Source organism: uncultured Cytophaga sp., from assembly GCF_937863595.1.
Taxonomy (GTDB): Bacteria; Bacteroidota; Bacteroidia; order Cytophagales; family Cytophagaceae; genus Cytophaga.
The window spans coordinates 1-26328 of sequence record NZ_CALMGQ010000078.1 but is presented as its reverse complement, the minus strand read 5'-3'; the positions used below and the strand labels follow the sequence as shown (position 1 = coordinate 26328).

Annotated in this window: 22 protein-coding genes; 21 read left to right on the top strand and 1 reads right to left on the bottom strand. The window is 34.7% G+C overall.

Annotated features, from left to right (window positions below; all coding sequences use genetic code 11):
- Positions 1-345: 345 nt before the first annotated feature.
- The 11 genes from Q0543_RS07090 (at position 346) to Q0543_RS07040 (ending at position 11714) form a co-directional block, all read left to right on the top strand.
- Entirely contained in the window at positions 346-474 is a 129-nt protein-coding gene (locus Q0543_RS07090) for a hypothetical protein (protein WP_299250775.1), read from the top strand.
- 309 nt (positions 475-783) lie between these two features.
- Positions 784-924 (top strand): dual specificity protein phosphatase family protein, encoded by a 141-nt coding sequence (locus tag Q0543_RS07085; RefSeq protein ID WP_299250774.1) that lies wholly within the window; start codon positions 784-786, stop codon positions 922-924.
- Positions 925-1195: 271 nt separating this feature from the next.
- Positions 1196-1537 (top strand): type II toxin-antitoxin system RelE/ParE family toxin, encoded by a 342-nt coding sequence (locus tag Q0543_RS07080; protein WP_299250773.1) that lies wholly within the window; start codon positions 1196-1198, stop codon positions 1535-1537.
- The gene (locus Q0543_RS07075) at positions 1521-1832 is read left to right on the top strand and encodes a helix-turn-helix transcriptional regulator (protein ID WP_299250772.1); all 312 of its coding nucleotides are present in this window, start codon (positions 1521-1523) and stop codon (positions 1830-1832) included. The genes Q0543_RS07080 and Q0543_RS07075 overlap by 17 nt, the downstream gene beginning before the upstream one ends.
- A gap of 358 nt (positions 1833-2190) precedes the next feature.
- On the top strand, positions 2191-2517 hold the full coding sequence (locus Q0543_RS07070; RefSeq protein ID WP_299250771.1) for a helix-turn-helix transcriptional regulator: 327 nt from the start codon (positions 2191-2193) through the stop codon (positions 2515-2517).
- 2 nt (positions 2518-2519) lie between these two features.
- Positions 2520-3881, top strand: coding sequence for a DNA cytosine methyltransferase (dcm, locus tag Q0543_RS07065; protein WP_299250770.1), 1362 nt, complete (start codon positions 2520-2522; stop codon positions 3879-3881).
- A gap of 2 nt (positions 3882-3883) precedes the next feature.
- The gene (locus Q0543_RS07060) at positions 3884-4948 is read left to right on the top strand and encodes a hypothetical protein (protein ID WP_299250769.1); all 1065 of its coding nucleotides are present in this window, start codon (positions 3884-3886) and stop codon (positions 4946-4948) included.
- Positions 4949-5396: 448 nt separating this feature from the next.
- Positions 5397-6407: a RhuM family protein gene (rhuM, locus tag Q0543_RS07055; RefSeq protein ID WP_299250767.1), complete on the top strand. Its 1011-nt coding sequence runs from the start codon at positions 5397-5399 to the stop codon at positions 6405-6407.
- Between the two features lie 586 nt (positions 6408-6993).
- A complete protein-coding gene (locus Q0543_RS07050) occupies positions 6994-8304 on the top strand; it encodes a hypothetical protein (RefSeq protein ID WP_299250765.1) in 1311 nt (436 codons plus the stop codon).
- Between the two features lie 644 nt (positions 8305-8948).
- Entirely contained in the window at positions 8949-10052 is a 1104-nt protein-coding gene (locus Q0543_RS07045) for a hypothetical protein (protein ID WP_299250763.1), read from the top strand.
- 630 nt (positions 10053-10682) lie between these two features.
- Positions 10683-11714 carry a PDDEXK nuclease domain-containing protein gene (locus Q0543_RS07040; RefSeq protein WP_299250761.1) on the top strand — a complete coding sequence of 344 codons (1032 nt, stop codon included), beginning with the start codon at positions 10683-10685 and terminating at the stop codon, positions 11712-11714.
- 276 nt (positions 11715-11990) lie between these two features.
- On the opposite strand, the gene Q0543_RS07035 is transcribed toward Q0543_RS07040, so the two are convergent.
- Positions 11991-16028, bottom strand: coding sequence for an Ig-like domain-containing protein (locus Q0543_RS07035; RefSeq protein ID WP_299250759.1), 4038 nt, complete (start codon positions 16026-16028; stop codon positions 11991-11993).
- Positions 16029-17082: 1054 nt separating this feature from the next.
- Between Q0543_RS07035 and Q0543_RS07030 the strand changes: the two genes are divergently transcribed.
- The 10 genes from Q0543_RS07030 to Q0543_RS06985 all read left to right on the top strand — a co-directional run.
- Positions 17083-17298, top strand: coding sequence for a helix-turn-helix transcriptional regulator (locus Q0543_RS07030; protein WP_299250757.1), 216 nt, complete (start codon positions 17083-17085; stop codon positions 17296-17298).
- Complete coding sequence (locus Q0543_RS07025) at positions 17279-17614, top strand: HipA N-terminal domain-containing protein (protein WP_299250756.1); 336 nt, start codon at positions 17279-17281, stop codon at positions 17612-17614. Before Q0543_RS07030 ends, Q0543_RS07025 begins: the two co-directional genes overlap by 20 nt.
- Positions 17607-18557 carry a HipA domain-containing protein gene (locus tag Q0543_RS07020; RefSeq protein WP_299250754.1) on the top strand — a complete coding sequence of 317 codons (951 nt, stop codon included), beginning with the start codon at positions 17607-17609 and terminating at the stop codon, positions 18555-18557. Before Q0543_RS07025 ends, Q0543_RS07020 begins: the two co-directional genes overlap by 8 nt.
- A 241-nt stretch (positions 18558-18798) precedes the next feature.
- Positions 18799-19803 (top strand): bifunctional oligoribonuclease/PAP phosphatase NrnA, encoded by a 1005-nt coding sequence (locus Q0543_RS07015; protein WP_299250752.1) that lies wholly within the window; start codon positions 18799-18801, stop codon positions 19801-19803.
- A gap of 196 nt (positions 19804-19999) precedes the next feature.
- Entirely contained in the window at positions 20000-20920 is a 921-nt protein-coding gene (locus Q0543_RS07010) for a hypothetical protein (RefSeq protein ID WP_299250750.1), read from the top strand.
- Positions 20921-20998: 78 nt separating this feature from the next.
- Positions 20999-21469 (top strand): hypothetical protein, encoded by a 471-nt coding sequence (locus tag Q0543_RS07005; protein ID WP_299250748.1) that lies wholly within the window; start codon positions 20999-21001, stop codon positions 21467-21469.
- A 63-nt stretch (positions 21470-21532) separates the two neighbouring features.
- Positions 21533-22024 carry an SRPBCC family protein gene (locus tag Q0543_RS07000; protein ID WP_299250747.1) on the top strand — a complete coding sequence of 164 codons (492 nt, stop codon included), beginning with the start codon at positions 21533-21535 and terminating at the stop codon, positions 22022-22024.
- Between the two features lie 377 nt (positions 22025-22401).
- Positions 22402-23874 (top strand): MFS transporter, encoded by a 1473-nt coding sequence (locus tag Q0543_RS06995; RefSeq protein ID WP_299250745.1) that lies wholly within the window; start codon positions 22402-22404, stop codon positions 23872-23874.
- Positions 23875-24262: 388 nt separating this feature from the next.
- Entirely contained in the window at positions 24263-25312 is a 1050-nt protein-coding gene (locus Q0543_RS06990; RefSeq protein WP_299250743.1) for an MFS transporter, read from the top strand.
- 18 nt (positions 25313-25330) lie between these two features.
- On the top strand, positions 25331-26328 hold a 998-nt coding region (locus tag Q0543_RS06985), incomplete at its 3' end, for a molybdopterin-dependent oxidoreductase (protein WP_299250741.1).

Sequence of the window (26328 nt, the reverse complement as noted above, 5' to 3'; positions counted from 1 at the left end):
ACACTTTTAGATAATAAGAAAACCCTCGGTGTGTAAGCAGCGAGGGTTTTTTATTGGCTGGTCGTGGGAATGTAGCATTCTTGGATTGTTTTGAATGGTTTTTATTCTTTATAAACAAATATACTAGCCTCGGTTGTGCTTTTTCAGCCAACCGACTGGTGTTGTGTGTAGCTTGGAAATTTTGATTGAATATAAATAATAGCATGTTGAATTTAGTTTATTTGTTCTCGTTGCTTGTAAATTAAATGCTTATGATAAGTGGATTATAGTATTGCATAGTTGTTGAATAGTGACTAATTGAACTTTAAATTGATAATCATCGATGTACATTCTAAATTACACACTATGAAAAAAAATAAAGCTATGACTACGGTTTTAGAAAATTTGAAATTGTATTTTCAGAACAATTCAAAAGAGCAAATAGAAAAAGATTGGGCTGCATCTGAAAAATACGAACAATTGACGCATTCATGAATCAGTCACAGTTCCATTATGAATTGGAAAATAAGGATTCATTTTGGGAATTTAATTATTTAAACGAGATAGTAAAAAATCCGAAGTTCGCTTCGGATTTTTTTTTGTCTTATGTATCTAGATTATAATCTGGCTATTCAGATATGCATTTATGAAAAAAGAAGTCTAAACTTAAGAAACCTAAGCATCGTGTATCCGGACGAATATAATGCAGATTATTTGATATAGGCAACAACATGGTTTGCTGTAGAATGTTTTTAGCAAAATACCAATAAAATTTAGGATGCTTTTATTATACAAGCTTTATGCTTGATACAACAATCTAAAAAACCAATCTTACTCCATTGCCTACATGGCTCCGACAGAACCGGCGCCGTTATTGCAGGCTATCGTATGGTGTATGAAAATTGGACTAAAGAAGAAGCCATAGCCAAATTACGCGAAAAATAATTTGTCTACCACGAAACCGGGTTTCCAGAAATTGTAACGGTGTTGAGCGATTTGGATGTAGCATCTATACGCGCAGAAGTTTTTAAATCTAAAAATTGAAATGCCTGGGGGATATCCAAATTTTTTATTAACAGTCGTGAATGGGGTGAAATTAAAACATAATTCTGATAATCAATAGTTTGATTTAATTGATAATAGGTTTTTTAAATAATATTTTTTATAATTGTAACTTATAAGTTACAAATTGTGTTTAAATACAATCCGGGGGGAAATGAATAAAATACGAGAGATTATAGCTTATAAGCATTATTTCGAAGAGTTCTTATTGCAACAACCAGCTAAGGTTCAAGATAAAATCTTTAAAATAATTGAAGCAATAGAGACGCTAGAAAGAATACCACAGACATACCTAAAACACATGGAAGGTACGGATGGTTTATTTGAAGCGCAAATACAATTAGGATCTAATATTTGGAGGGTTTTTTGTTTTTTTGATAAAGGAAGATTGGTAATTATTCTTAATGGATTTCAAAAGAAAACACAAAAGACACCTAAAAAGGAAATTGATAAGGCCCTTGAACTAATGAAAGAATATTATGAAAGCAAAAGATAAAGATTCAACGATCAATTCTTGGTCTAATATTAAGGACCGTGTTTATGGAAAAACTGGTAGCAAGAGACGCGATAATCTTGAGCGTGAATCCGCGACTTTTAAAATTGGCTTGTTGCTAAAAGATGCAAGAGAATCTAAAAAAATAACACAAGAAGAGTTAGCAGGTATCATTGATAAAAACAGAACCTACATTTCTCGGGTAGAAAATGACGGGAGTAATATTACCTTAAAAACACTTTTTGATATTGTAGAGAAAGGCCTTGGCGGTAAGGTTAATATATCTATCGAGATCTAATTCTGTTTGGAAAAGTAAATTAATTCTAAAAATTGAAAAGCTTCGGGGATATCCACATTTGTTGTTAACAGTTGTTGAATGCCAATATCTATTTTCATCATACAACCGAACCTCAAATCTACACGTTGTTGTGACTTTTCTGGCAAATAACCCAGAAATGTCAGCAGGTATTTTGTAGTAATGCAGCGAAATGGATTAAAGCACACGGTACTAAACCCGTAGTAGGCTTTATTGCGCTTTTAAAATAGTAAGAAACCCCGTTGTGTGAGCAGCGGGGTTTCTTGTTGAAAACTTTTTTGGACTTTTTTTGTCCATTAGATATATATATATATATATATTTGGACATAATTTGACCAACATGCGAACGATTAAAAAAACAAAGTCTTTTGGTGAACATTTAAGAACTCTTCGAGAAGATGCTGGTTTAACACTTAAATCAGTTTCAGAACAAATAAGTATTGATACATCTTTACTTGCAAAAATTGAACGCAATGAAAGACAACCTACAAAGCAAATTATTAAGCAAATAGCAGATTATTTTAAGGTTGATGAAAAGGAATTGCTTAATGATTTTTTAAGTGATCAAATTGCTTATAAAATTATTGACGAAGAAGCGGATTTAAGTATTTTAAAAGCTGCAGAAGAAAAGGTTAAATATCTAAAATCAAATCTTGTAAAAAATTAATTATGCGTACTGAAACAATAGAAACAGAAATAAGCTTAGTGAATGAATTACAGTTGGACCTTATACAGCAGTATAAAAAAAGAGAAGTTATAGATCTAGAAATTGGAACGAAACCGTTAAATGTACTTTCTCTTTTTTCCGGATGTGGAGGCATGGATTTAGGTTTTGAAGGAGGATTTTCTGTATTACAATCTTCTATAAATGAAAAATTAAATCCTGATTTTATTGATAAAAAAATTAAAAATGGATTTGTATTGCTTAAAAAAACAAAGTTTAAAACGGTCTTTGCAAATGATATTTTAATTGATGCAAGAAATGCATGGGTGAATCATTTTTCAAAATACGGACATAAACCAGAAGATTTTTACAAAGAAAGTATTGTAGACTTGGTGAAAATGTATCGGAATGGAATTAACGTTTTCCCTAATGATGTTGATGTAGTTACTGGTGGATTTCCGTGCCAAGATTTTAGTATTGCAGGAAAACGAAATGGATTTAATTCTCACAAAAATCATAAAGGAGAACTCATAGAAAAAAAGACAGCATCAGTTGAAACTAGAGGCCAACTTTATATGTGGATGAAAGAAGTAATTGAAATTACTCAACCAAAAATATTTATTGCTGAGAACGTAAAAGGTTTAGTAAACCTTGATAATGTAAAAGAAATTATTCAAAATGATTTTTCATCGGCAAATGGAAATGGATACATTGTTTTAGATCCAAAAGTTTTACACTCTGCAAATTATGGCGTTCCGCAATCAAGAGAAAGAGTGATTTTTATTGGTATTAAAAAATCAGCATTAAAAAAATCGGCACTTGAAGAACTTGAAAAAAAAATAATTTCAAAAAAATATAATCCCTATCCTAATCCAACGCATTCGTATACGGTTGAAGGGGATGATTTAAAAGATTTTGTTCAATTAAAAGATCTTTTTAAACATTTAGACGAGCCTGAAAATGCAAAAGATTTGTCTCATAAATTTTATTCTAAAGCAAAATTTATGGGTCGTCATTGTCAAGGGCAAACGGAAATAAAACTTTCTGGAATTGCACCAACAATACGTTCAGAGCATCATGGAAACATAGAGTTTAGGAGGCTTTCACTAGAGAATGGTGGTAAAATTGAAAATGAATTAAATAAAGGTTTAAAAGAGAGAAGACTAACGCCAAGAGAATGTGCATTAATTCAAACATTCCCTCCAGATTATGATTTTGTAATAGAAAGTAAGACTGGCAGAAAAGGTTCGTTTTTAGTTAGTCCGTCACAAGCATATAAAATTATTGGAAATGCTGTTCCTCCACTTTTAGCTTATAATTTAGCAAGAAGAATTGAAGATATTTGGGATATATATTTTAAGAAGTAAAAATGATAGTTTCAGTAAATGCAGATCCAAATAGAAGAGAATTTGACTTATTGTTAAATTCAACAATGGATGTGCTTAAAATAAATGCTCAAAAATCGTCAAATAAAATAGCGACACTTACTGGTAGTAATTTTGAACCCTATGTCAGAGATGTAATGACCGATTTGGCATTTGGTACTGTATTTGAAAATTCTATTGAATTAATTGGAGGACAAAAATTTCCTGATATTGTTGCTAAAAAATATTATGGAATTGAAGTAAAAACAACCACTCAAAATCATTGGAAAACAACTGGGAATAGTGTTTTAGAAGGTACAAGAGTTGAAGATGTAGGGCGAATATTTATGTTATTTGCAAAACTAGCTCGCCCTATAGAGTTTCGTTGTCGTCCATATGAAGATGTATTATCAGAAGTTGTCGTAACACATTCTCCTCGATATTTAATTGATATGAACTTGGATCAAGGCAAAACAATTTTTGACAAAATCAATATGCCTTATGATATTTTACGAAGAAAAGAGAATCCAATTAAACCAATAGTTGAATATTATAAAAGCAAACTAAAACCAGGAGAAGAACTTTGGTGGATGGATTCTGAAAATAATAGTAAACCAAGTAGCATTATTATTAAGATTTGGAATAATTTATCACAAGAAGAAAGATATGAATTGAAAAATCGGTCAATGGTATATTTTCCTGAACTATTTGGTAATAACAGCGATAAATTTGGACGTCTTGCAATTTGGTTAGTAACTCGTGAAGCTGTTGTATGTCCCAATATTCGTGATTTGTTTACAGCAGGAGGCAAAGGAGATTTTATTGTAGGTAAAAAGACTTATAAAAAAGTACCTAGAATATTTTTAAATTTATTTGAAAATCTACCAGTCGTATTAGAGACTTTGATGCAAACGAACTCTATTGAACTTTCAGAGTATTGGTCAAATAAAACAACAGAAAAGAAAAAACTTTTTGATTGGATAGATTTAGTATCGTCTCATGCAAAAGGAATAAATGGAGCCAATCATTTAGACATAAAAAATATACTAACAGAGTTAGTTATGAAATAACAGAACTTCCAATACTCACCCTCACTCAAAAAATCACCCACCTGCAAACCTATCTAGAAACCGCAGAAGACAACTATGCAGATTCTTTTAAAGCAGACGTTGCAATCTGCTTAGGAGATTTTGAAGAAGGTAATCCATATTTGATTTTTTTAAGAACCCTCCGGTCGAAACAAGAAATCGAACTGTGGGTAGATACACTCACATCAAGAATTGTCTTAAAATTCAATGAAAACGAAGAACAACTGTCGGATTTTATACAGGAGTATATAGGCTAGGATAGAAAATGGGAGTTATAGAAGTGCAAAAATAGGCTACATTTTAGGCTTTCGGATCTTTGTATAATTATTCGTTAAAATAATTTCTATCCAATCCTTCAAAGCGTTATCTTGTGAAACGCAAGTGGTTAGATTTAGACCGTTTTAAGCATTCTAGCAAGATTCAAATTATTATGAACAGCGAAATACTGATATACGAAAATAAAGAGGGCAACGTCAAGGTAGATGTGCGCTTGGAAGAAGAAACTGTTTGGCTTACACAGGATCAAATGTGTTTGCTTTTTGGCAGGGCTAAATCAACCATAAGCGATCATATTAAAAATATTTTTGAAGAAGGCGAATTAAGTGCTGAAGTGGTAGTTCGGGATTTCCGAATAACCACTTCACACGGTGCTATCGAAGGAAAAACACAAGAATCTAAGGTTAATCTATACAATCTTGATGTGATCATATCTGTTGGATATCGGGTAAAATCGCAACAAGGCACGCAATTTCGTATTTGGGCTACCCAAAGACTCAAGGAATATATTGTAAAAGGTTTTGCATTGAACGACGACCGTTTTAAGTCGGGTACTTCAATGAATTATTTCAACGAACTTCAGAACCGTATTCGTGAAATACGGATTTCAGAAAAATTCTTTTATCAAAAAATAAAGGATATCTATACTACCAGCATTGATTATAATCCGAAGGACGAAAAAACGATTGAGTTTTTTAAAATTGTTCAAAATAAATTATTGTGGGCAATTAGCACGCAAACAGCAGCAGAATTGGTTTACAGAAGGGTGGATGCTTCTTTGCCATTATTAGGAATGCTTTCGTATGATAAAAAGGAAGGAAAAAATATAACAAAATCTGAACTTGTTGTTGCTAAAAACTATTTAAACGAAGATGAAATAAAATTACTCGGTTTGTTGGTAGAGCAATATCTTGCATTTGCCGAAACAATGGCGCAGCAGCAAACTCCTATGTACATGAACGATTGGATTCAAAGGCTGGATAGTATACTTCAGCTCAACGGTCGTGAATTGCTTAGTCATGCGGGTAAAATTAGCCATCAAAAAGCAATGGATAAATCCGAACAAGCGTTTCAAACGTATAAAAAAGCACAAAAGGAATTGGAACGGGAACAAAGCTTGAAAGAAATTGAAGAAGATATTAAAAAGCTAAAGCCCCAAAAATGAACCATTACAATACCAACAGTTAAACAAAAATCAGCTGCTGGTATAATAACATGGATAGGAAATTAGTCGGTTTGCACCAGCAGAAACAAAACACGAAAAAATCGTTTAATTAGATAGACGGCAAAACAAAATCAAACTTCCGATTATCAAAGCCTGTTGCAGGAAATAGCACTTCGCTACGAGCAAGGTAGGGCAAGAATTGCTGCCTATGTTAATACAGAGATTGTGCATACCAGATAAGGAGGACTTGTAATCCGAATAATGGCTTGTTGTACCTATTGAAATTATTCGCCAACTCCAAGTGAATGAACAAAGACTTTTCATTTGGCGATTAGAGTAAGAAATTATATTGCTTATAAATAGTAATTTAAATATTTATTCTAGCTGTATTTTTTTTAACATTTGTTAACCGATAAATCCATTTTACTATATTAAATTGTTTCATAATTTTTATAATTATTAAATCTTGATTAAGGTTTACGATAATCATACTTTTAAATTTTCATTAAAAGTAAAATTTATTCTACATTCAATAATCATCTAACCATCAAAATTGGAAATGAAACAAAACATTAAATTAATTATTATGTTTGCGATTTTTATCATTGGAATTACAAACAATTCACTTGCACAAAGTACTCCATCAAACAACGAAATCGAAGAAGATGAAATTGAAACGATGATAATAGAAAGAGATTTTTCCTCATTGACTACTTTAAACATAACTGCAGGTAAAACATATGTATTTATTGTGGATATAGAAAATCAATATTCAATGTTAGATGGAAGTAAAACCAATAATCAAGAAAAAGAAGAAAAAGAACTCATTAATAATTTTGGGAATGACGCATTTGAAATTCAATTTATTACAAGTAATACAGATATTTATTTTGCCAATAACCAAAAAATTAATTTTCGAGCAGATGGAGAATTAAATCAATCTTTTGCTTATTGGAGTGGCAAAATGGAAGATAATGTAATAGTGAAACAAGGTACACACCAATCTACAGAATTTGTTGCAGAACAAATGGGTGTTAAAAAAGAATCATCCTATGTTATTAACACACGCAGATGGAAATCGGAAGTAGCTTTGTTGCAAAATAAAAACAATGTTACCGAAAAATCTAAAATTGTTATGAATGCGTTTCTTAGTACTATTTCAAATACCTCTTTTGATAACAATATAGAAAAATACGCTAATCTGTTCGATCCAAAAAATGTAAAATTAAAAAATATAGAAACTTATTTTGACAAAAACGGTTCTAAGGTTTTTATCAAAAAAGTATCATTGAATGAAAAAGGGCAACCAATTTTATTGAAAATTTATTCACGCGATGGTGATGAATCTTCATCGATACAATTTATATATGAGAATGGAATGCTCACTAAAAGTATTGATGAAGAAGGTGAAATCATTCTTTTTACATACGATAATGAAAAAATGATACAAGTAGAAAGTAATAGGAATGAAAATGAAACAACAGTATTTACTCTTGTAGATAACATGTTATTACAAAAACATTATATCTTAAAAAGTGAAGCTTATAACAATTGGTGTTTTGAAGACAAATATGAAAATAATTGTAAAATTACATTTAGTAATAATTTTGTTTCGGATAAGGAATGTTTTAGTCAAATAGATAAATTTCCATTTATTTACAAATATACTTCTTTTCAGGATGGAGAAATTTTGCAGTTTGAAAAATCTAAAATTGAAAAGAAAGATGATAAAACGTTTGAAATGTATTTTTCAAAATCAGAATCAGAAGGACAAATTGATGATTATCAATTATGGGGAACTTTCAAATTAAATGAAAAAGGATTAGTGAATGCAATTAGCATTATTAATAATAATGAAACATTTGAAATAAAGATTGGTTATACGTATTATCCATAAAGAATATAGATATTATTCTTGGCTCAATATGATGTATAGTGGGTAGCGATAAATTGCATCAATACTAATTTGTTTTTTATCACTTAAGCCGGGTCTAAAAAATTTATACAATCATTCGTTAAGCACCGAACCCAATAGGGGTAGAATATTAATAGTATATAAATACGTACTAACTTATGCGCGCAATTCTGTAGGAATATGCATACATATAATCGGTTCAGGAAGAATTCCTGCGTAATTGCGGGTGCATTATTTATTTTCATTTTACTATATCAGCGGCTTCGGAATGTGATTTCTACCGGAGTCATAACTCATTTGAAAAGATCCAGAAAAATAAAATTTGATTGCTCACTATAAATCACATAAAGCCTTATTCTTTTAACCAAGGAATACATATATGCGAGTTCTGTATTCTAGGAAAATTAGATGTATTAGGTGAATGGTTTATTGCCTTATTAAAGAGAATGATTTTTTTAATGGAATAAACTGCCATCGTACAGTATTTATACGTTGGCCTCCGCTTTAGTGGATGCGCAACAAGGGCTTGAGAAGTGTGTAGGAAAACAGGTGGGAATGCCAACAACAGATAAATAGTAGTAGAATACAGTAACAAGTAAATAAAGAACGATAAAAAAAGTAGATCAATGAAAAAGGCAACAAAGGTAGTGGCTGTGACTTTGGGAGTACTCTTAGTTTCAGCATTTTTAATTTATTCTTTCAGCTCAGAACTTTCCGAAATTTGGTCTATGACTAACGTTTCAAATCATGGTGGGGAAGAAAACAATGGCTCCGATGAAGCTTACGAGGAATCAAATTTACCTTCAAATTATTGTTATGTTGGAGATGAAGAAAACGCATATTTAGCAAAAGGGAAATTGCTTGATAATTCTGCAAAGGAAATTTATGATAGTCTTCCTGACAAACTTATTTTTTTGGAATTTGGAGAAGGTTTGCAGTGCACGAACTGTTCAGATACGATAAAATTTGACAAACAAATGTATAATTATTATTATTGTTATGAAAAAGGAGCGGCAAAAAAAGGATTATCAGACCCCACTAGTAATCCTGCCTACGATAATTTGCGAAAATATACAATCCTTGCCGAAGAAGGTAAAGTAGAATATCCTACATATATATCCCCAGATCAATCAGAAGAATATTTGATTACAAGCAAAGCATTTTTGGCTAAATATGGTGACTATTTTATAAACACTGAGGATAATAGGCGAATGGACAGATTGCCATATGGCATCAAAGAAAAAGTGTTAGAGTTTTATCAATCAGAAGAAGGTAAAGATTATCGATATAGTCTTAGCGGAATCCATTATAGGAATGGTTTAATGTGGTCGGGAAATTTAACTGGAGCAGACAACAAAGAAATGGTAATTCTCTTTAAACAAACTACAAACAAACTAGAAGATAATTATATGCTATTGGCATTTGCAACACGAGATGTCCCGTACGAAAAAAATAAAGTTTACTATATCGTTTACAGTGAAAAATTCTATACTAAGGTTTTAATGGATCATTTGGTAACGAATGGAAGTGACGAAACGACCTCTATTCCATTTTACAAAAACTCAGATACGTTAGAATATGCGGATTTTGATGGCATCGTTTTAAAACAAGTTAATTATGCAGATAATGTTTTAGTGTACGACAAAGACTTCGATAGGCTGGTGAAATATGAACAAGTACCGAGGGTGTCAAAAGACGATTCCAACGAATATGAAGAAGATGAAGAATGAAATCTATTCATACTGGTCAGTAACAACGCCCGTTGAATCGCTTGTGCCTTTTCGGACAAGCGATACATACTGTTTGATGTTAATAGTATTGTTTTACCCAGCTCTTCGGATTTTGTATTTGTCGCGGCATACAGAAGCCAGATTTAAAAAAATGTAATCCGAATATAGTCTACTTGTTCCTATTACAGTAATATAAAAGGTGTTCAAACAATATGGAGAAAATAAAATCCCAAGATACCGATTACCAAATACTGTTGCAGCGAATTGCTCTTCGCTAGGAGCAAGGTAGGGCAACAATCGCTTTTTATGTTAACACAGAGATTGTACATATCTATTGGCATATTGGGCAATACTTTGTAGCGTTTGAGTAAGGTAGCAGTCAAAAAGCGGTCTATAGCAAAGGTTTGTTAGAGAACGTATGCAAAGATGTATCATTGGCTCATGGTAAAGGCTTTAGCCTGCCTAATCTGAAGCGGATGCCACAGTTTTATACTGTTTTTTCAATTAGTGAGGAGCTTCCTCACTAATTGAACTGGACGCATAATTGAACACTTTTATGTATTGATAATCGGGATAAAAAGGACTTTTATATTTTAAATTATAATTAGCTACTGGTCAAACAACATTAACATGAACAAAGAAATTCAGCCTAAAAAACTACTTGTTTCCATTAAAGAACTCATAGAGCAGAGCAAGCAGGAGGTTGCTGTAGCGGTTAATGCGAGCATGACGGCACTTTATTGGAAAGTAGGACAATACATCAATGAGGACGTGTTAAAAAATAATCGGGCAGAATATGGTAAACAAATTGTGCCATCACTCTCGGCATCATTAGAAGCCGAATACGGTAAAGGGTGGAGTGAAAAACAATTGAGGCATTGTATGCAGTTTAATATGGTATTTCCCAATGATCCAATTGTCTCCGCACTGCGGAGACAATTGAGTTGGACGCATATAAAAACAGTACTTTATATGGAAGATCCCTTAAAACGAGACTTTTATATTGAAATGTGCAAATTAGAAAAATGGTCTTCTCGTCAATTGCAAGAACGCATACAATCAATGCTTTACGAACGGACTGCTATAAGTAAAAAGCCAGAAATAACCATCCAAAACGAGTTAGGCCTACTCAAAAACCAACAGCAGCTAAATCCGGATTTGATTTTTAGAGATCCGTATGTGCTTGATTTTTTAGGATTGAGTGATAGCTATTCCGAAAAAGATTTAGAAACAAGTATTGTTGCAGAGTTGCAACGTTTCATTATTGAAATGGGCAGCGATTTCGCTTTTATGGCGCGTCAAAAACGCATTACGATAGATAATCGCGATTACTATATCGACTTGCTTTTTTATCACCGTAGGCTAAAGTGTTTGGTGGTTATAGACTTGAAATTAGGCGAGTTTGAAGCGGGCTATAAAGGACAAATGGAATTGTATCTACGTTATTTGGAAAAGCACGAGCAAATTGAAGGCGAAAATACACCCATTGGTTTGATTCTTTGTACAGGAAAAAAGGAAGAACATGTGGAGCTGATGCAATTGGATAAAAGTAATATACGCGTTGCAGATTATTTAACGGCTTTGCCTTCGCAAAAGCTATTGCAAGAAAAATTACATAAGGCTGTGGAGATCGCAAAAAGTAAAATGCTGCATCAGGAATAATTCAAATTATAGTGATTTGAACGCTTAAGTGCTTGTTCGGGATTTTCGAATAACCACTTGAGATGCTCCAATTGTGGGTAAGCACAAGAAAAGGAATTAATACATTATAATCTTAATGTGGTCACATCTGTTGAGTATAGGGTAAAATATCAACAATGCAGTTGGTAAGGCTTTAACAGAATGAAATGATATGAATATATATATTCGTATAAAAAAAAGGGAGCTTCATCTTTCGATGAAGTCCCCCCAAAAAAATCAAAAATATATTCGAAATTTTTATTCCTTCACCAATTTCAAGGTTTCAATCTTGTTATCGATATTGATTTTTACAACATACATACCAGATGCTACATTCTGACCAAATGTATAGGTACCACTAGCAGTCGTCGCTTCTACCAATATACCTTGTGCATTGTATACGTGTATTGTAGCCATTTGCGCATTGTTTGCTAAATGAATGGTTGTTTCTCCGGTAAATGGATTTGGGTAAACAATCGACTTCGTTTCAACAAATACCTCAGACCATTCTTCTGTGTTGCCTTCTCTAGCACTATTGCATTTTGGTATTGTGATGCAATAGGTAGTATAAGGAGCATTAGAATAGCTAACACCTACGCATAGTTGTCCAGTGTTGTAGTAGTTTCCTGTATTCAATGTTGTGTGATACCCTGATGGTATGAACGACTGTGTTGAACCAGTGAAGTACCAACCGTAACTTGTTGCATTTGCTCTTTTTGCAGCAGAGAGTTCATACGTAATCGTAGTGTTGTTGTTTGCGCAAGCAGGCCCAGTGATTGTAGCAGTAGATGCCGTAACAGGAACACCCATTATTGTGCTGTATGTATATGCACCTGCATTATCCGTTGCTTTTGCAGTAATGCTATAATTACCAACACCTACATTTGACCATGTATAGCTATATGGCGCAGTAAAATCTGTACCAATCAATGTGCTGCCACTAAAGAACTCTACTTTTGATACCGTTCCATTTGCATCGGCTGCATCGGCAGTGATATTGATGGTGGCAGGTGCAATGAATGCAGCACTTGCAGTTGGGGAAGTAATGGTTATAGTAGGCGCAGGGTTTGCAATTACATTTACTTGTGATATGGATGGCTGCGAAGCTAATCCAGCATCGTCAAAAGCTATTGCTATTATTGAATATGTACCTGCAGAAAGACTAAATAAAGTATATTCGTAAGGTGCATTATAGTCGGTACCAATAAGTGTTGAACCATTATAGAACTCTACTTTCCATATTGACCCATTCGCATCAGATGCCGTTGCACTTAAAGATATAGTAGCCGGAGCTGTAAAGTTTGAGTTTGATACTGGACTTGTAAGGCTTACCGTAGGAGCTGCATTTGCAAGTATTGCAACATTATTTACAGTATGTACTGCGGAAGCTCCTTTATCATCAAATGCAACCGCAGTGAAGGTATTCACGCTAGCAGTTATTCCATTTACAACGAATGAGTAAGGTGCTGTATTGTCGCTACCTAGTAATGTAGAACCTCTATAGAAATCTACACGTGCAATTGTACCATCTGTATCTGCAGCAGTAGCTGTTAATGTAATGTTGGCCGGTGCAGCATAGTTAGAACCCGAAACTGGATTCGTAAGCGTTACTGTAGGAGCGATATTTATAGTTTGTATTGTTCCGTAAAATTCAATTTCGGCTACATTACCTACTGCGCCTTCTGGGCCTATGTAGCGTATGTATTTAAAAGCAACTGTGCTAGAAACATCAAAACAGTTCCAACCAGATGTGGGTGCTGCAACTACTGTTGCTAAATCTGTATAGGTGCTGAAATCTTCTGAAGTACTACCTTGGAATTTTCCACCAACCATACGGCTTGCTAAATCTTGTCTAGGCACATAGCGTATGTTTGTAACGTTGTAGTAATTGCTAAGGCTCAAACCAGTCCAGGCCACGCTTTCATTTGCATCAAAAAAGGTATTCACATCTCCATCAAATGCTTTGTCGCGTGTGTTTCCTGAATTGTTCCAAGAACCCATTGTACCTATTACAGTACCCGTAATTTTGGTTCCTGCCGAATTACATGGTGTTGTAGTTATTACCTTAGATGAAACAGCTACTTTGCCTGTATTATCTGTAGTTTTAGCAACAATTGCGTGTATTCCACCGCTTACATTATTCCATACAAAACTGTATGGCGCAGTGTTATCGCTTCCTATCAACGTAGTATTGTCGTAGAAGTCTACTTTAGTAATTGAACCCGTTGCTACAGATGGAGCAGCGATAGCAGTGATCGTTACCGAATTGCTAGTATATGAGGTACCAGTTGTTGGCGATGTAATACTGACGGTTGGGAATGGCGTTGATGTGATAGTAATGTTATCAAATAATACCTTTGTAGGATAAGTAGTGTATCCGTTTCCTTTTGCAAAAAAACCAACATATGCCTTTGAAGACATCGAGATAGTTTGATTTTCAATCTTTACCCAATTTGATCCATCTCTTGATACATAGCTCTTAATTTGATCTCCAGTTCTTTCGATCTTTAACCAGTTATGTAATTCATACAGATGCAGGTCATTAAGTTTATTTGGGTTTTCTATCGTTCCGGCACCTGCAGAAGATCTTTGTATGGTAATTGCACCATTCATATTTGTTTTTGTAATCGCTGCAAAAGTAGCATTGGGCTCCAATGATTCGCGAATCATAAGACCTACTCTTTGATTTTGAACGGTATTGTAGTTGGCTAAATGCACAATGAATGTGCCATCGCCATTGATAGGCTGATACAAATACGTGAAATTGTCGGCACCATTGCCCACTGCATCGGAATAGGTTTCCAAGTAATACGCATTGCCCGTGTTTGCTACAAAATCCGAACTGTTTACGCTACCAATTGCAGCTTTTTGCCAAGGTGTTGGCAGTGCCGCTTGAGTTGCTTTTCTTTTGAACGTAACGGACACCGTTTTTGTACCTGAGATTCCTGATAATACAAAAGGATTTGCCGTTGCTACCACAAAACCATTTACTTTTACCTGATCAATTTCATAGCCAAGATTAGGTGTGAAATTAAATGTTTTACTTTGTCCATTAGCCACACTTAATGTTCCCTTTGGAGAAATGTTTCCATTGATGTCCGATGAAGCTACAATTGTATTGGGTCTTGCAGTTACAGTAAACTGCATGGTTGCACCTGGACTAGAAATGTTGTTTATATTAATTCCAAACTCACCACCGTCTTTCCAACGGAAAGGTGTACCATTGGGGAAGGATTTATTTACAGAACCATAAAGGTCCTCAAAGTCTCCTCTTACATCTGAAGGAACTAAAAATTCATCATGCATTTCATCTTTGTTATCTGCTTGCACCAGACGGATAAAATACTGGTTGTCATCATTGGGATTTAAAGGAGCGTCATAACCGGTTTCTTCGTCTACATACCAAATAGCCAAACCTTCTGGCGTATTAGTACCCATAATAGATTGGTAATAACCATCAATTTTGTAAGCGTTAAATAGTAAATATTCTTTTGGATTGTTTGGATTGGTGTATTTGTGAATTGTCGTGTAGCTGTTTGCAGTCAGTGTATAGGTTTGTGTAGTTGTTCCTGAAACAGAAATTACATTGTCAATCCAATGACGCTGCATACGCAAAGCAGGATTGATAGGCATTGGAGCATTATTAGTGCCGGCTGAAGCCATTACACAATAATTACCTAAGTTTGAAAAAGCGGTTGCGTAATAATCTGTCCAGCCCATTACACTATGACCCATTTCGTGGCAAATGGTATTTATATTTAAAGATGAAGATCCTAAAAAGGTCATGTTTCCTTGGCCTACTTCTATCTGGCTTGTTGTGTTGTTCTTTATAAATTTACCAGCGCTAGCACCATTAGTAGAGGAACGACCTGTAGCTCTAGATATGAAATTTATATGTAGTAATTTTCCATCCACGGGATCTGGAGTTAAATTCAGAAAACCATTCGGATAATTTTGATTTACTAAATCAATCGCTTCATCTACATAATTTAATTTATTGGTTTCATAATATCCAAAACTCTTTGATAGTGTAACTTTTACTACCGTACTAGTGATGGTAACTTTTCCACTGGTTTGTGTGTAAAAATAATCACGTACAGAACCTATCTGTTCGTTTCCAGTATAATTTTGTTTGTTCATTAGGTCATCCACTTCCTGAATTGGATCATTCATTGGAGCACCTTGAAATGCAACCATCACTGTAACACCTTTAATGATTGATGGAATGCTGACCTGCTGTGCCATAGATAGTTGATACAGCAGAATACTACAAAATAGTAAAATTGTGTTTTTCATTTGGGTAAAAAGTTTAGTTTAAAATATGCTATTGAAAATTGGCAGTCAACTTAAAAGTCGTTAACTCAAAAATAATAGCTGATCGTATATTGACAAACATATAAAATCTAAGTAAGGCAATTGTTGCTATTTAGTTAAAGGTTGCATTTTGCATTTGAATGGTTGGTAGTAATTAGTTTAAGGAATAATGAGCGTTTGTATAAATAACATTTCGCAGATCTTTATATAGCGTTAGATGGAACATGCCATGATTTTTAAACCATCCTTTTCGGTTGAGGTATCAATGTGCAAATGTGCTGGGGAATGGAAAAATCAGTTGGTCAATTTGCCTCTAAGTCCCGCCATAGTTAGTTTTTCCATACACGGTACGTGGCTCACAGACTGAAATTTTGAAATGTGGTTATTAAATGGTTTGTGAGCCATAGGCGATCGTAGATAATCCTATAAATCGATAAAATCACAAGAATCACAACCTGTCATGCTTTTGGGCGTGCGTTTAGAAAAACATTCAAACAGAGAATGCATTATTTCGCTAATTTCAATCGTAATTTTTCGGACCTATAAATATCAACTACTCTTTCTATCTTCGAACGGATGCCAGTAGAGATCCCATCTTTATAGCAAATTTTAAAATGGGAAAACGGCCTCCCGAAGTGAGCTTAGTTTTTCCAATTTTAAATACGTCATACCTTCGGTATGGAGCGTACTATTATTTGGTGGAGAGGTTTTCAATAAATAAGTGACCCTTATCAGTGTCATCACTATACCCTTAGAATTGAAATTTAAATTGAATTGCGAAATCATTGATTTCGTAATCAGTAGAGTGTTTTTTCTTGTTTTTTGAATTGTGTCCGCACCGCGGACACAATTCAAAAAACAAGTCTATTACCCATTCATACATTCCCAATTATCATCGAGCGCATCCTGCATCCATTTTACCATTGAGTAATTTTTTATATGTAATTACATATAATTTAAATAATTTATCAACTTTTATATGTAAAAGCATATAAATTATAATTTTTATGTATATTTATATTCAAATGCATATAAAATGGATCATTTAGCGGATTTTATAAAAGCCAAACGCAAGCAATTAGGCCTTACTCAGGAAGAATTTGCGGATAAAGCAGGGGTAGCCCTCACGGTAATTCGTAAGATTGAACAAGGAAAAGACAATCTGAGTTTAGCAAAAGTAAACCAGGTATTGATGCTATTTGGTCATGTATTAGCTCCAACAAGAAACACCGATGCGACAAGGAATAGTTAAGTACAATAACGAATTGGCTGGCCGTATTATAGAAGAAGACAAAGGCGAATATGTGTTTGTGTATGATGACGAATATTGTCAGAAATATCCAAGTCAATTTATCACCTTTAACATGCCTGTTACACAGCATCCATATAGAAGTACACGATTGTTTCCTTTTTTTGATGGCTTGATTCCGGAAGGTTGGTTGTTGAATATCGCAGCAGAAAGTTGGAAAATAAACAAAAACGATCGCATGGGTTTGTTATTGGCATGTTGTCAAAATGTGATTGGCGCTGTAAGTATTCACCCTGTAACGGATAAAGAAGATGCGTAAGTGTTTGTATTGCTATCAGGAACTGAACGAGCAGGAGGAAGCGAACGATTATCATGCCGCCTGTGCGAAAGCCTTCTTTGGAACGGCCAATGCCCCTATGTTACCCTACAAGTTGTCTGATATGGCAAAGCTCGCCAAAGAAGCTGCAGAGCTCTCTATAACAGTTCCTGGGGTGCAACCAAAATTATCATTGGGTTGGTTGAGGACTGAACTAGTAAAAGGGCATACGGGACGGTTGACCATTATGGATGCCATGGATGGCAACTATATTTTAAAACCACAAAATCCATTGTATGCAAACATGCCAGAAAACGAACATCTATCGATGAAGTTAGCTACACTCTTTAAAATAGATGTGGTTCCATGCAGCTTGATTCGATTGGCATCTGGAGAATTGTGTTACATTACCAAACGTATTGATCGCAAGCAAGACGGCTCAAAAATACACATGATAGACTTCCTACAAATATTGGAATTGGAAGATAAGTACAAAGGCACCATGGAAATGCTGGGTAAGACTATTGGTGAATTGTCTGTGAATACCTTATTAGATAAATTGCGTTTTTTTGAATTGGCTGTTTTTAATTATGTTATTGGTAACAATGATATGCATCAAAAAAATTTCTCGCTTTGGCTTACTAAGCAAGGCTGGACGTTAACACCAGCGTATGATCTGTTAAATGTGAAAATGATTTTGCCGAAAGATAAAGATGATACTGCTTTATTACTAGGTGGAAAAAAACAGAATTTTAACAAATCGTATTTTGACCAGTTTGGAGTGGTTTTAAAACTCAATGAAAAACAAATTAGATCTATTTATACGAAGTTTGCTAAATGGTTACCGAATGCAACGCAATTGATTGACGAATCTTTTCTGAAGCAAGAAGATAAAAGTGTGTATACGAAATTAATACAACAAAGAACAGCGATATTTATCGGATGAATCGATATGTTATATTGAAGTAATTTGTCAATTGTGTCCGCAAGAGGAAAAAATTGACAATTTACGAACGCACTGCGTTCGTAAATCAAGTAAGCCCTTTGGAAATCATATTGGTCGCAGCGAAACGAATCCAAATGAAAAGTATTTGAAAGTCCAATAACAAAACAACCCTCGAATAAAATAGTTCTTATTCCATTCGATCATATAACAAATATTTTAACCAACGAATAAAAAAAAATCAATGAATACCTACAAACAAATTGAAGCCGCAATACTATCGGCACAAAACATCGTTATCACTGCGCATAAATCTGCCGATGGCGATTCTGTTGGCAGCTCTTTAGGCTTATTATACTTCATCGAAAAGTTGGGAAAAAAAGCGGTTGTTTGTCACCCCGATAGAGCGCCGGAGTTTTTAAACTTTCTAGATCTGTCAAGCATCGTATTAATGAGCGACGAACCACAAAAAGTAACCGAAGCATTTCAGCAAGCAGATTTAATTTTCTGTTTGGATTACAATGCCGTCGATCGCGTAGGTGCAGATATGCAAGGATTGTTGGAAGCAGCAACGTGTGAAAAAATTATGATCGATCATCATTTAAATCCGCAAGACTTTCCAAATATTGTAGTATCTGAAATTACCGCATCTTCAACGGCACAATTGATTGTAGAATTGATTGATCAATCGGGAAATATAGGATTGCTGGATGCAAAAATTGGAACCCCTTTGTATGTGGGTATTTTAACAGACACCGGAAGCTTTCGGTTCTCATCCGTATTGCCGCGTACCCACGAAATACTTGCGAAACTATTAGCTGCAGGTGTGCAACATCATTTGATTCATGAAGCATTGAACGATACCAATACAGCAAGTCGTTTGCGTTTACAAGGCTTTGCGATGAGTGAAAAGATGGAAATATTAGAAGACTATCACATCGCCATTATTCCCTTGACGAAAGAAGAATTAGAAAAATACAATTACAAAAAAGGCGATACCGATAGTTTAGCAAATCTTGCCTTGTCGATTAAAGGGATGAAAGCAGCGATTGTATTTTCAGAGCGGGATGGCATCATTAAAATATCCTTCCGTTCAAAAGGAAAAGAGAACCCAGTAAATGTTTTTGCATCGGAACATTTTAACGGAGGCGGACATGCAAACGCATCAGGCGGTATGAGTGAATTGTCGGTACAAGAGACGTTGGATAAAATGAAGCGATTGATACCGGAGTATTTTACGAAGGGGTAGTAGGTGTTAAATTGGTGGTGATTGACAGTTATATTTGTATACAAAATTTTCAAAGACTACAAAAATAAACAGACACTAGTGACGCTGCGCTTAAAACTAAAGCCAGGTGTGCTGAGCGTTTGTGAGAGATGTATAGAATGTATTTATGAAAAATGGAGATGATACAACAAAACAATTTATCTGACTTATTAAAAGTATGCTATTGATATATTTATCATCAACCGATTTTCAAATCAATAATGTCTCCTTTACCTTTCCAATTGAAATAGAAAAGTTAAGAAGTGTATTAGTAGAAGCCGATAGAGTAAATATTTTGAAGAATAATTCCATTTATACTTGGGATGAATTGGGAATACTAGCATATTCTAAAGATGGAAATAATATTGAATCGCTTTGTGTAGAATTTCAAGTTAAGAATTATGCATTCAGTCCAAAAAATAAATTTAGTGGTACGTTTAATCTCGATAATAAAGAAATTAGATCGTATTATAAAATAAATAAAAAGAACCGTATCGGGCTTTTTGAAGGGGATACTTCTGGTGCATTTGTATTCAATGATATGAGTGTTTGGTTTAACTTTGAAGGAAAGGAGATTTCAATGATTCAAGTAAAAGCATTTAATCTTGAAGTACATAATAACGAAATTGAAAAGAATGTAGTTCCAAAAGATAAATACGTTATTAAAGAATTGGAAGATGAAGAAATTCGTTTTGTTGATTTTGGATTTAAGTTGGCAGTAATTCAAGAGTTGATGTATAACAAAGGCTTATTAGAACCTAAATTTGATTTGTATGAATTTGCGAAGTGGTACCCTCACAGAAAAATTGATATTGAAAAAGAAGGTTATGAGCCCATCGAAGAAGTAACGGAATATTTCAGAAACATACCAATTCCGAAAAAACTGGCTTTAGAAGTTACGGAAATTAATCAAGATGGTGGAAATGATATTTATATGGATCTATTGCGTTTTGGTGATGGCTGTGAAACGTATTGGGATATTGAATGCATTGATGATGTTGAAAATTTTCCAAATATTAAAACGGCCATACTTTGTTATGCAAAAGATAAGGTACTCGATGGACTCAATGCCATGGGTATAAAAGCGGAGTGGATATAGGGATACATGCCATTGGGGAAATAACTATTGTATAATAATGTGCATTCGTAATCTATTTGAACATAATTTTTGATAAAAATGAAACTAAAAACTACCCATCACTATCATGCACGTCCAGAAGAACTATGGCCCTTGTTATTTGGCTCTAAAATGGATGCAAAACGCCCTTGTAATTTTTTGTTTGGTTTACCAAAGCCACTAGAATGCAGATTGCAAGATGGAGAAGGTGGCGTTGGTAACATGCGCGAATGTGTTTCGGATAAAGGCATTATAAAGCAAACTATTTTAGAATGGGAACCGAATCGAAAATTATCTTTTGAATTAAAAGAAACAGATATTTATTTTGGTCCTTGTGTGACGCGTATTATCGAGGCCTTTATTATAAATCCAATAAATGATTCAACAACATCGATTACACGTGAAACCGAATTTGTGGTGATTTCTAAGATGCGTTTCTTTATTTCCATACCCATGTATATTGGACTTAAGAGCATACATAGGTATGTGTTTAAAAATTGGGATCGGATTGTTGAAGAATCTAGGGCATAATGGATAGGCTTATATAGAAATTGAAACACTATTAATATCTCTGTTTATTCTATTATTTCCACCATGCCCACCATAGAACTCCAAACCCTGATTCACGCAGAAAAGGAAATCGTTTTTGATCTTTCCCGCAGCATAGACTTACATAAAATATCTACCCAGCATACCCATGAAGAAGCCGTTGCTGGAAGGCTGACTGGTTTGATAGAATTAAACGAAACCGTAACCTGGAAGGCGAAACATTTTGGTGTATATCAATATTTAACTTCAAAAATTACTGCGTTTGATCGTCCCGATTATTTTGTGGATGAAATGGAGAAAGGTATTTTTAAGAGATTTAGACATCAACACATTTTTAAGAATCAGGAGAAGGGAACGATGATGATTGATATCTTCGAATATAAATCTCCATTGGGCTTTCTTGGAAAGATAGTAGATTTCGTATTCTTGAAAAGATACATGATGAATTTACTAATGAAGCGAAACGTAACCATTAAAAATTTTTCGGAAACCAGTAAATGGAAAGAAGTTCTAATACCAAATCTAAATTCAAAATAGTTCAAAATATATTTTGACTTTGCTAGTTTGTTGGCCAGAAAAGGCACAACCGTGTAGCTTGGTGCTTAGGTTATGATATACCCAAATATAAAAATGGACTATTTTGTAGAAGGAATTGGTAATACCCATTAATATTTCCAGTTCGTGTGTAAAAGCGATTCATATAAAATGTATATATATATATGCAAATTGTAGTATAGAATAAATACACAATAAATCTATAATATGCTTGCTTTTAAACCGGCTTTTAATTTTTCTTAAGCTAGTCAATTAATTTGAGCCAAAACTGAATAAGTATACTTAGATGGGATGACTGATATCATGTTTTGTACTGACATTCAATTTTACCTTTATCCCAAGATTAAAATTTAACACTCATGAGTAATTTGTCGCAATCACACAGAATGCTATTTTTAAACACACTCGCTTTTGCAGTTTGTTTTGGCTGTTGGACCCTAAATGGGGTACTTGTTACGTTTTTGGTAGATCAAGAAATATTTGATTGGAATGTCGTCCAAATAGGCTGGCTATTAGGTATTCCTGTACTTACAGGTTCCTTGATGCGTTTGCCCATGGGTATTTTAACCGATAAATATGGTGGCAAAGTCGTGTATTCATCCTTGTTGGTATTGGCATCTATTCCCTTGTTTTTACTTCCTCTAGCTACGAATTTCTGGATGTTTGCATTTTTGAGTTTTATGTTTGGGATGGTTGGAACAAGTTTTGCAGTTGGGGTCGCTTACACTTCGCTTTGGTATCCAAAAGAATGGCAAGGTCGCGCTTTGGGTATCTTTGGAATGGGTACTGCAGGTGCATCCATCACTCCATTTATTGCACCCAGTATGTTGAAACATTTTTCAGAATCGGATCCCATAAACGGATGGAAAACCTTGCCCATAATTTATGGAGCAGTATTATTAGGTATGGGACTTATTTTTATTTTCTTCTCAAAAACAAAAAAAATAGAAGCAAAACCTAAATCTATCCAGCAGCTTTTGCAACCCCTTAAAGAAGTGCGTGTATGGCGTTTCGGAATGTATTATTTCTTACTGTTTGGTTCCTTTGTTTCTTTTTCTCAATGGTTGTTGCCAAACTTTATGAATGTTTATCAAACGACTTTAATATTAGGTGGTTTGTTTACAACGTGCTTTAGTTTACCAGCAGGTGTTATTCGTGCCTTTGGTGGTTTTCTGTCGGATAAATTTGGCGCACGTAAAGTTATGTATTGGGTATTAAGTAGCTCGGTGATCTTAAGTTTTTTACTGCTATTCCCCAAAATGAACATCACCACTTCGGGTAATGGATTAATGGCAGGCAAAGCGGGTACTGTTACGGCGGTATCGCCCTCTAAAATTGTCATTGGCGAACGTGTGTATCCAATCAGCCAAAAAAATACCGATGAACCACACAGTCAATATTTTCCTTCTAAAAAGACATGGCAAGAAGTCGTTGTTGCAGAGAATCAAGTGGTACAGAAAAAAGAATTGATTGCAAACGGAATTACGGAAATACATTTTGAAGCCAATATGTGGGTGTATCTGGTATTGGTAATCTTATTGGGTTCTTGTTGGGGGATAGGCTCCGCAGCCGTGTATAAACACATACCCGAATATTTCCCAACGCAAGTGGGTGTGATCGGTGGTATGGTAGGTATGATTGGTGGTTTGGGTGGTTTTATCGGACCCATTGTGTTCGGTTATTTGCTTGCATTTACTGGTTTCTGGACAAGCTCTTGGATCTTTATCTTTGTATTATCATTGGGATGTTTGATATGGATGCATCGCGTAATTGTAAAAGTTACTGCTGAAAAACTTCCAGAAATTGCACATGATATGGATCGGAAAGATTAAAAAAATGAGTCGTTACATTCATTGGGATGCACCTAAACAGTTCATTGTTTTGTTGCATCTCATTGAGATGTAACTGATTTTAGGTAGAAAAGATTCAGTATAAATAATGAAATTTATATTCTAACACCTAAAGTTATTAAGACTAAATCTAATTTATGAATATAATATAGATTAGATTTGATAGTTTGGCAAGTCAATATTAACGGGTGGTGTGGGAATAATAATGGATACAGCACCTTACAATAAATAAAAAAATGAAAGGAAATGGGATTGCATATCTATGATTAACTACGGATGTATGAATCGTTTGATCTGAATAATAAAATCAAAGGAAGTTCATTAAAAAAAGAATGGGTATATTTATATTTTAATAAAGAGTAGAATACATATGAAAAATAAAACATTCAATAGGAAAGCATTACTGATTGCAACAGGCTTGTCGATATTGATGATTGTTATGGTGTTTTATGGCTCAAGAAAATTACAAAATTTTGATGCTGCTTTAATCACCTATTTGTTTGGAACGGTGTTTGCTTTTTTTGGTATTGTATACCGCTACTCTGTTTGGTTGCAAAGACCGCCAACTTGGATTTACTTCAAAAGGGGGGTAAGTTATTTAGTTACCGGAAAAGTATTCTCACATTTTTGGTTTGCTTCAAAAGAAACGATTGAAAACATTGCCTTCCAAAAATTTATTTATCCAAGAGGTAAATACCGTTGGATGGCGCACTTTATGATTGCCATCGGATGTACGTCTGCTTTTTTAATTACTATTCCATTAACATTTGGTTGGATCCATTTTACTATGGCACCCAACAGTATTTCTATATACGAAGCGCACTTTTTTGGTTTTAAAGTGATGGAATTTGAATTGGGTTCAATCATTGCCTTATTAACTTTTCATGCATTAAACTGGTCTTCATATTTAGTTATTTTCGGTTCCTTGTATTATCTACGACGCAGACTTACCAATCCTGGTTTGATTGCCACGCAAACATTTGAAGGTGATTTATTACCCCTCATATTATTAATTGCGATCTCTGCTACAGGTTTGGGATTAACGTATTCCTATCAATTTATGAAGGGCTTCGCATTTGACTTCTTAGCGGTGCTGCATGCTGTAACGGTTATTATGTTTTTAATCTGGGTTCCCTTTGGAAAGTTCTTTCACATCATTCAACGGCCTGCGCAGATTGGCGCCCACATCTACAAGAAGCAGGGTATGAAGCTTGGTATGGCTGTATGTGAGCATACGGGAGATGCCTTTGCTACGAAGTTGCACATCAACGATCTTAAAATTGTGACCAAAGAATTGGGTTTCAATTTTGATCGGCCAGACGGTACCTCGCATTTGGATTTAAGCCCCGAAGGCAAACGATCTCGTTTGGCAATGGCGCATTTGAAGGCAAGACAAGAAGGTGGAAATTTATTCGGATAATTTTTAAAAAAGACACACATGGCAAAATTACCTGTTTCTGAAGAAAACATTGTTACGGAATATGGACCGCATAAAAATTACAGTCCAAAAGACGGCTATGCGGGAAGAGACGAACCAGACGAGCTTGTAAAAACGCATTGCTGTTTTTGCGGCATGCAATGCGGCATTCAATTGTCTGTAAAGGATAATAAAGTAGTAGGCTTTGAACCTTGGATGGAATTTCCATTCAATGAAGGAAGATTGTGCCCGAAAGGCGTACAGCGTTATTTGCAAAACAATCACCCCGATCGGTTATTATCTCCCATCAAACGTGTGGAAGGGAAAGGATTTGAGTCGATTGCTTGGGACGAAGCGATGGATAAAACCGTTTCAGAGATCAAACGCATTCAAGCGACATATGGCAACGATGCTATGTCCATGCTTTCAGGTGTTTCGTTAACAAATGAAAAAAGTTATTTGGTTGGCAAGTTTGCACGTGTAGCACTTAAAACAAAGAACCTAGATTACAACGGACGCTTGTGCATGGTTAGTGCAGGTGCAGGTAATAAAAAAGCTTTTGGTTTGGATCGCGCATCCAATACCTATGCCGATTTAGAGTATGCTGAAGTAATTATTGTAGCGGGTGCAAATATCAGTGAAACGTTTCCAACCCTAACACACTGGATTTGGAAAGCACGCGATAGAGGTGCGAAATTAATTGTAATTGATCCGCGCATGATTCCCTTGGCACGTACGTCTGACATCCATTTAGATGTACGCCCGGGTACAGATTCTGCTTTGTACGGCGCAATGTTAAAGTACTTGGTAGATCACGACATGCTCGATCACGATTTTATAAACAATCATACTTCGGGTTTTCAAGATACCATTGATGCGGTAAAAGACTATACGCTCGAGTGGGCAGAAGAAGTTACGGGTATAAAAAAAGAAAAAATACAAGCTGCTGCGGAATTATGGGGCAGAGCGAAAACAAGCTTTTTACTTCATGCTCGTGGCATCGAACACCACTCAAAAGG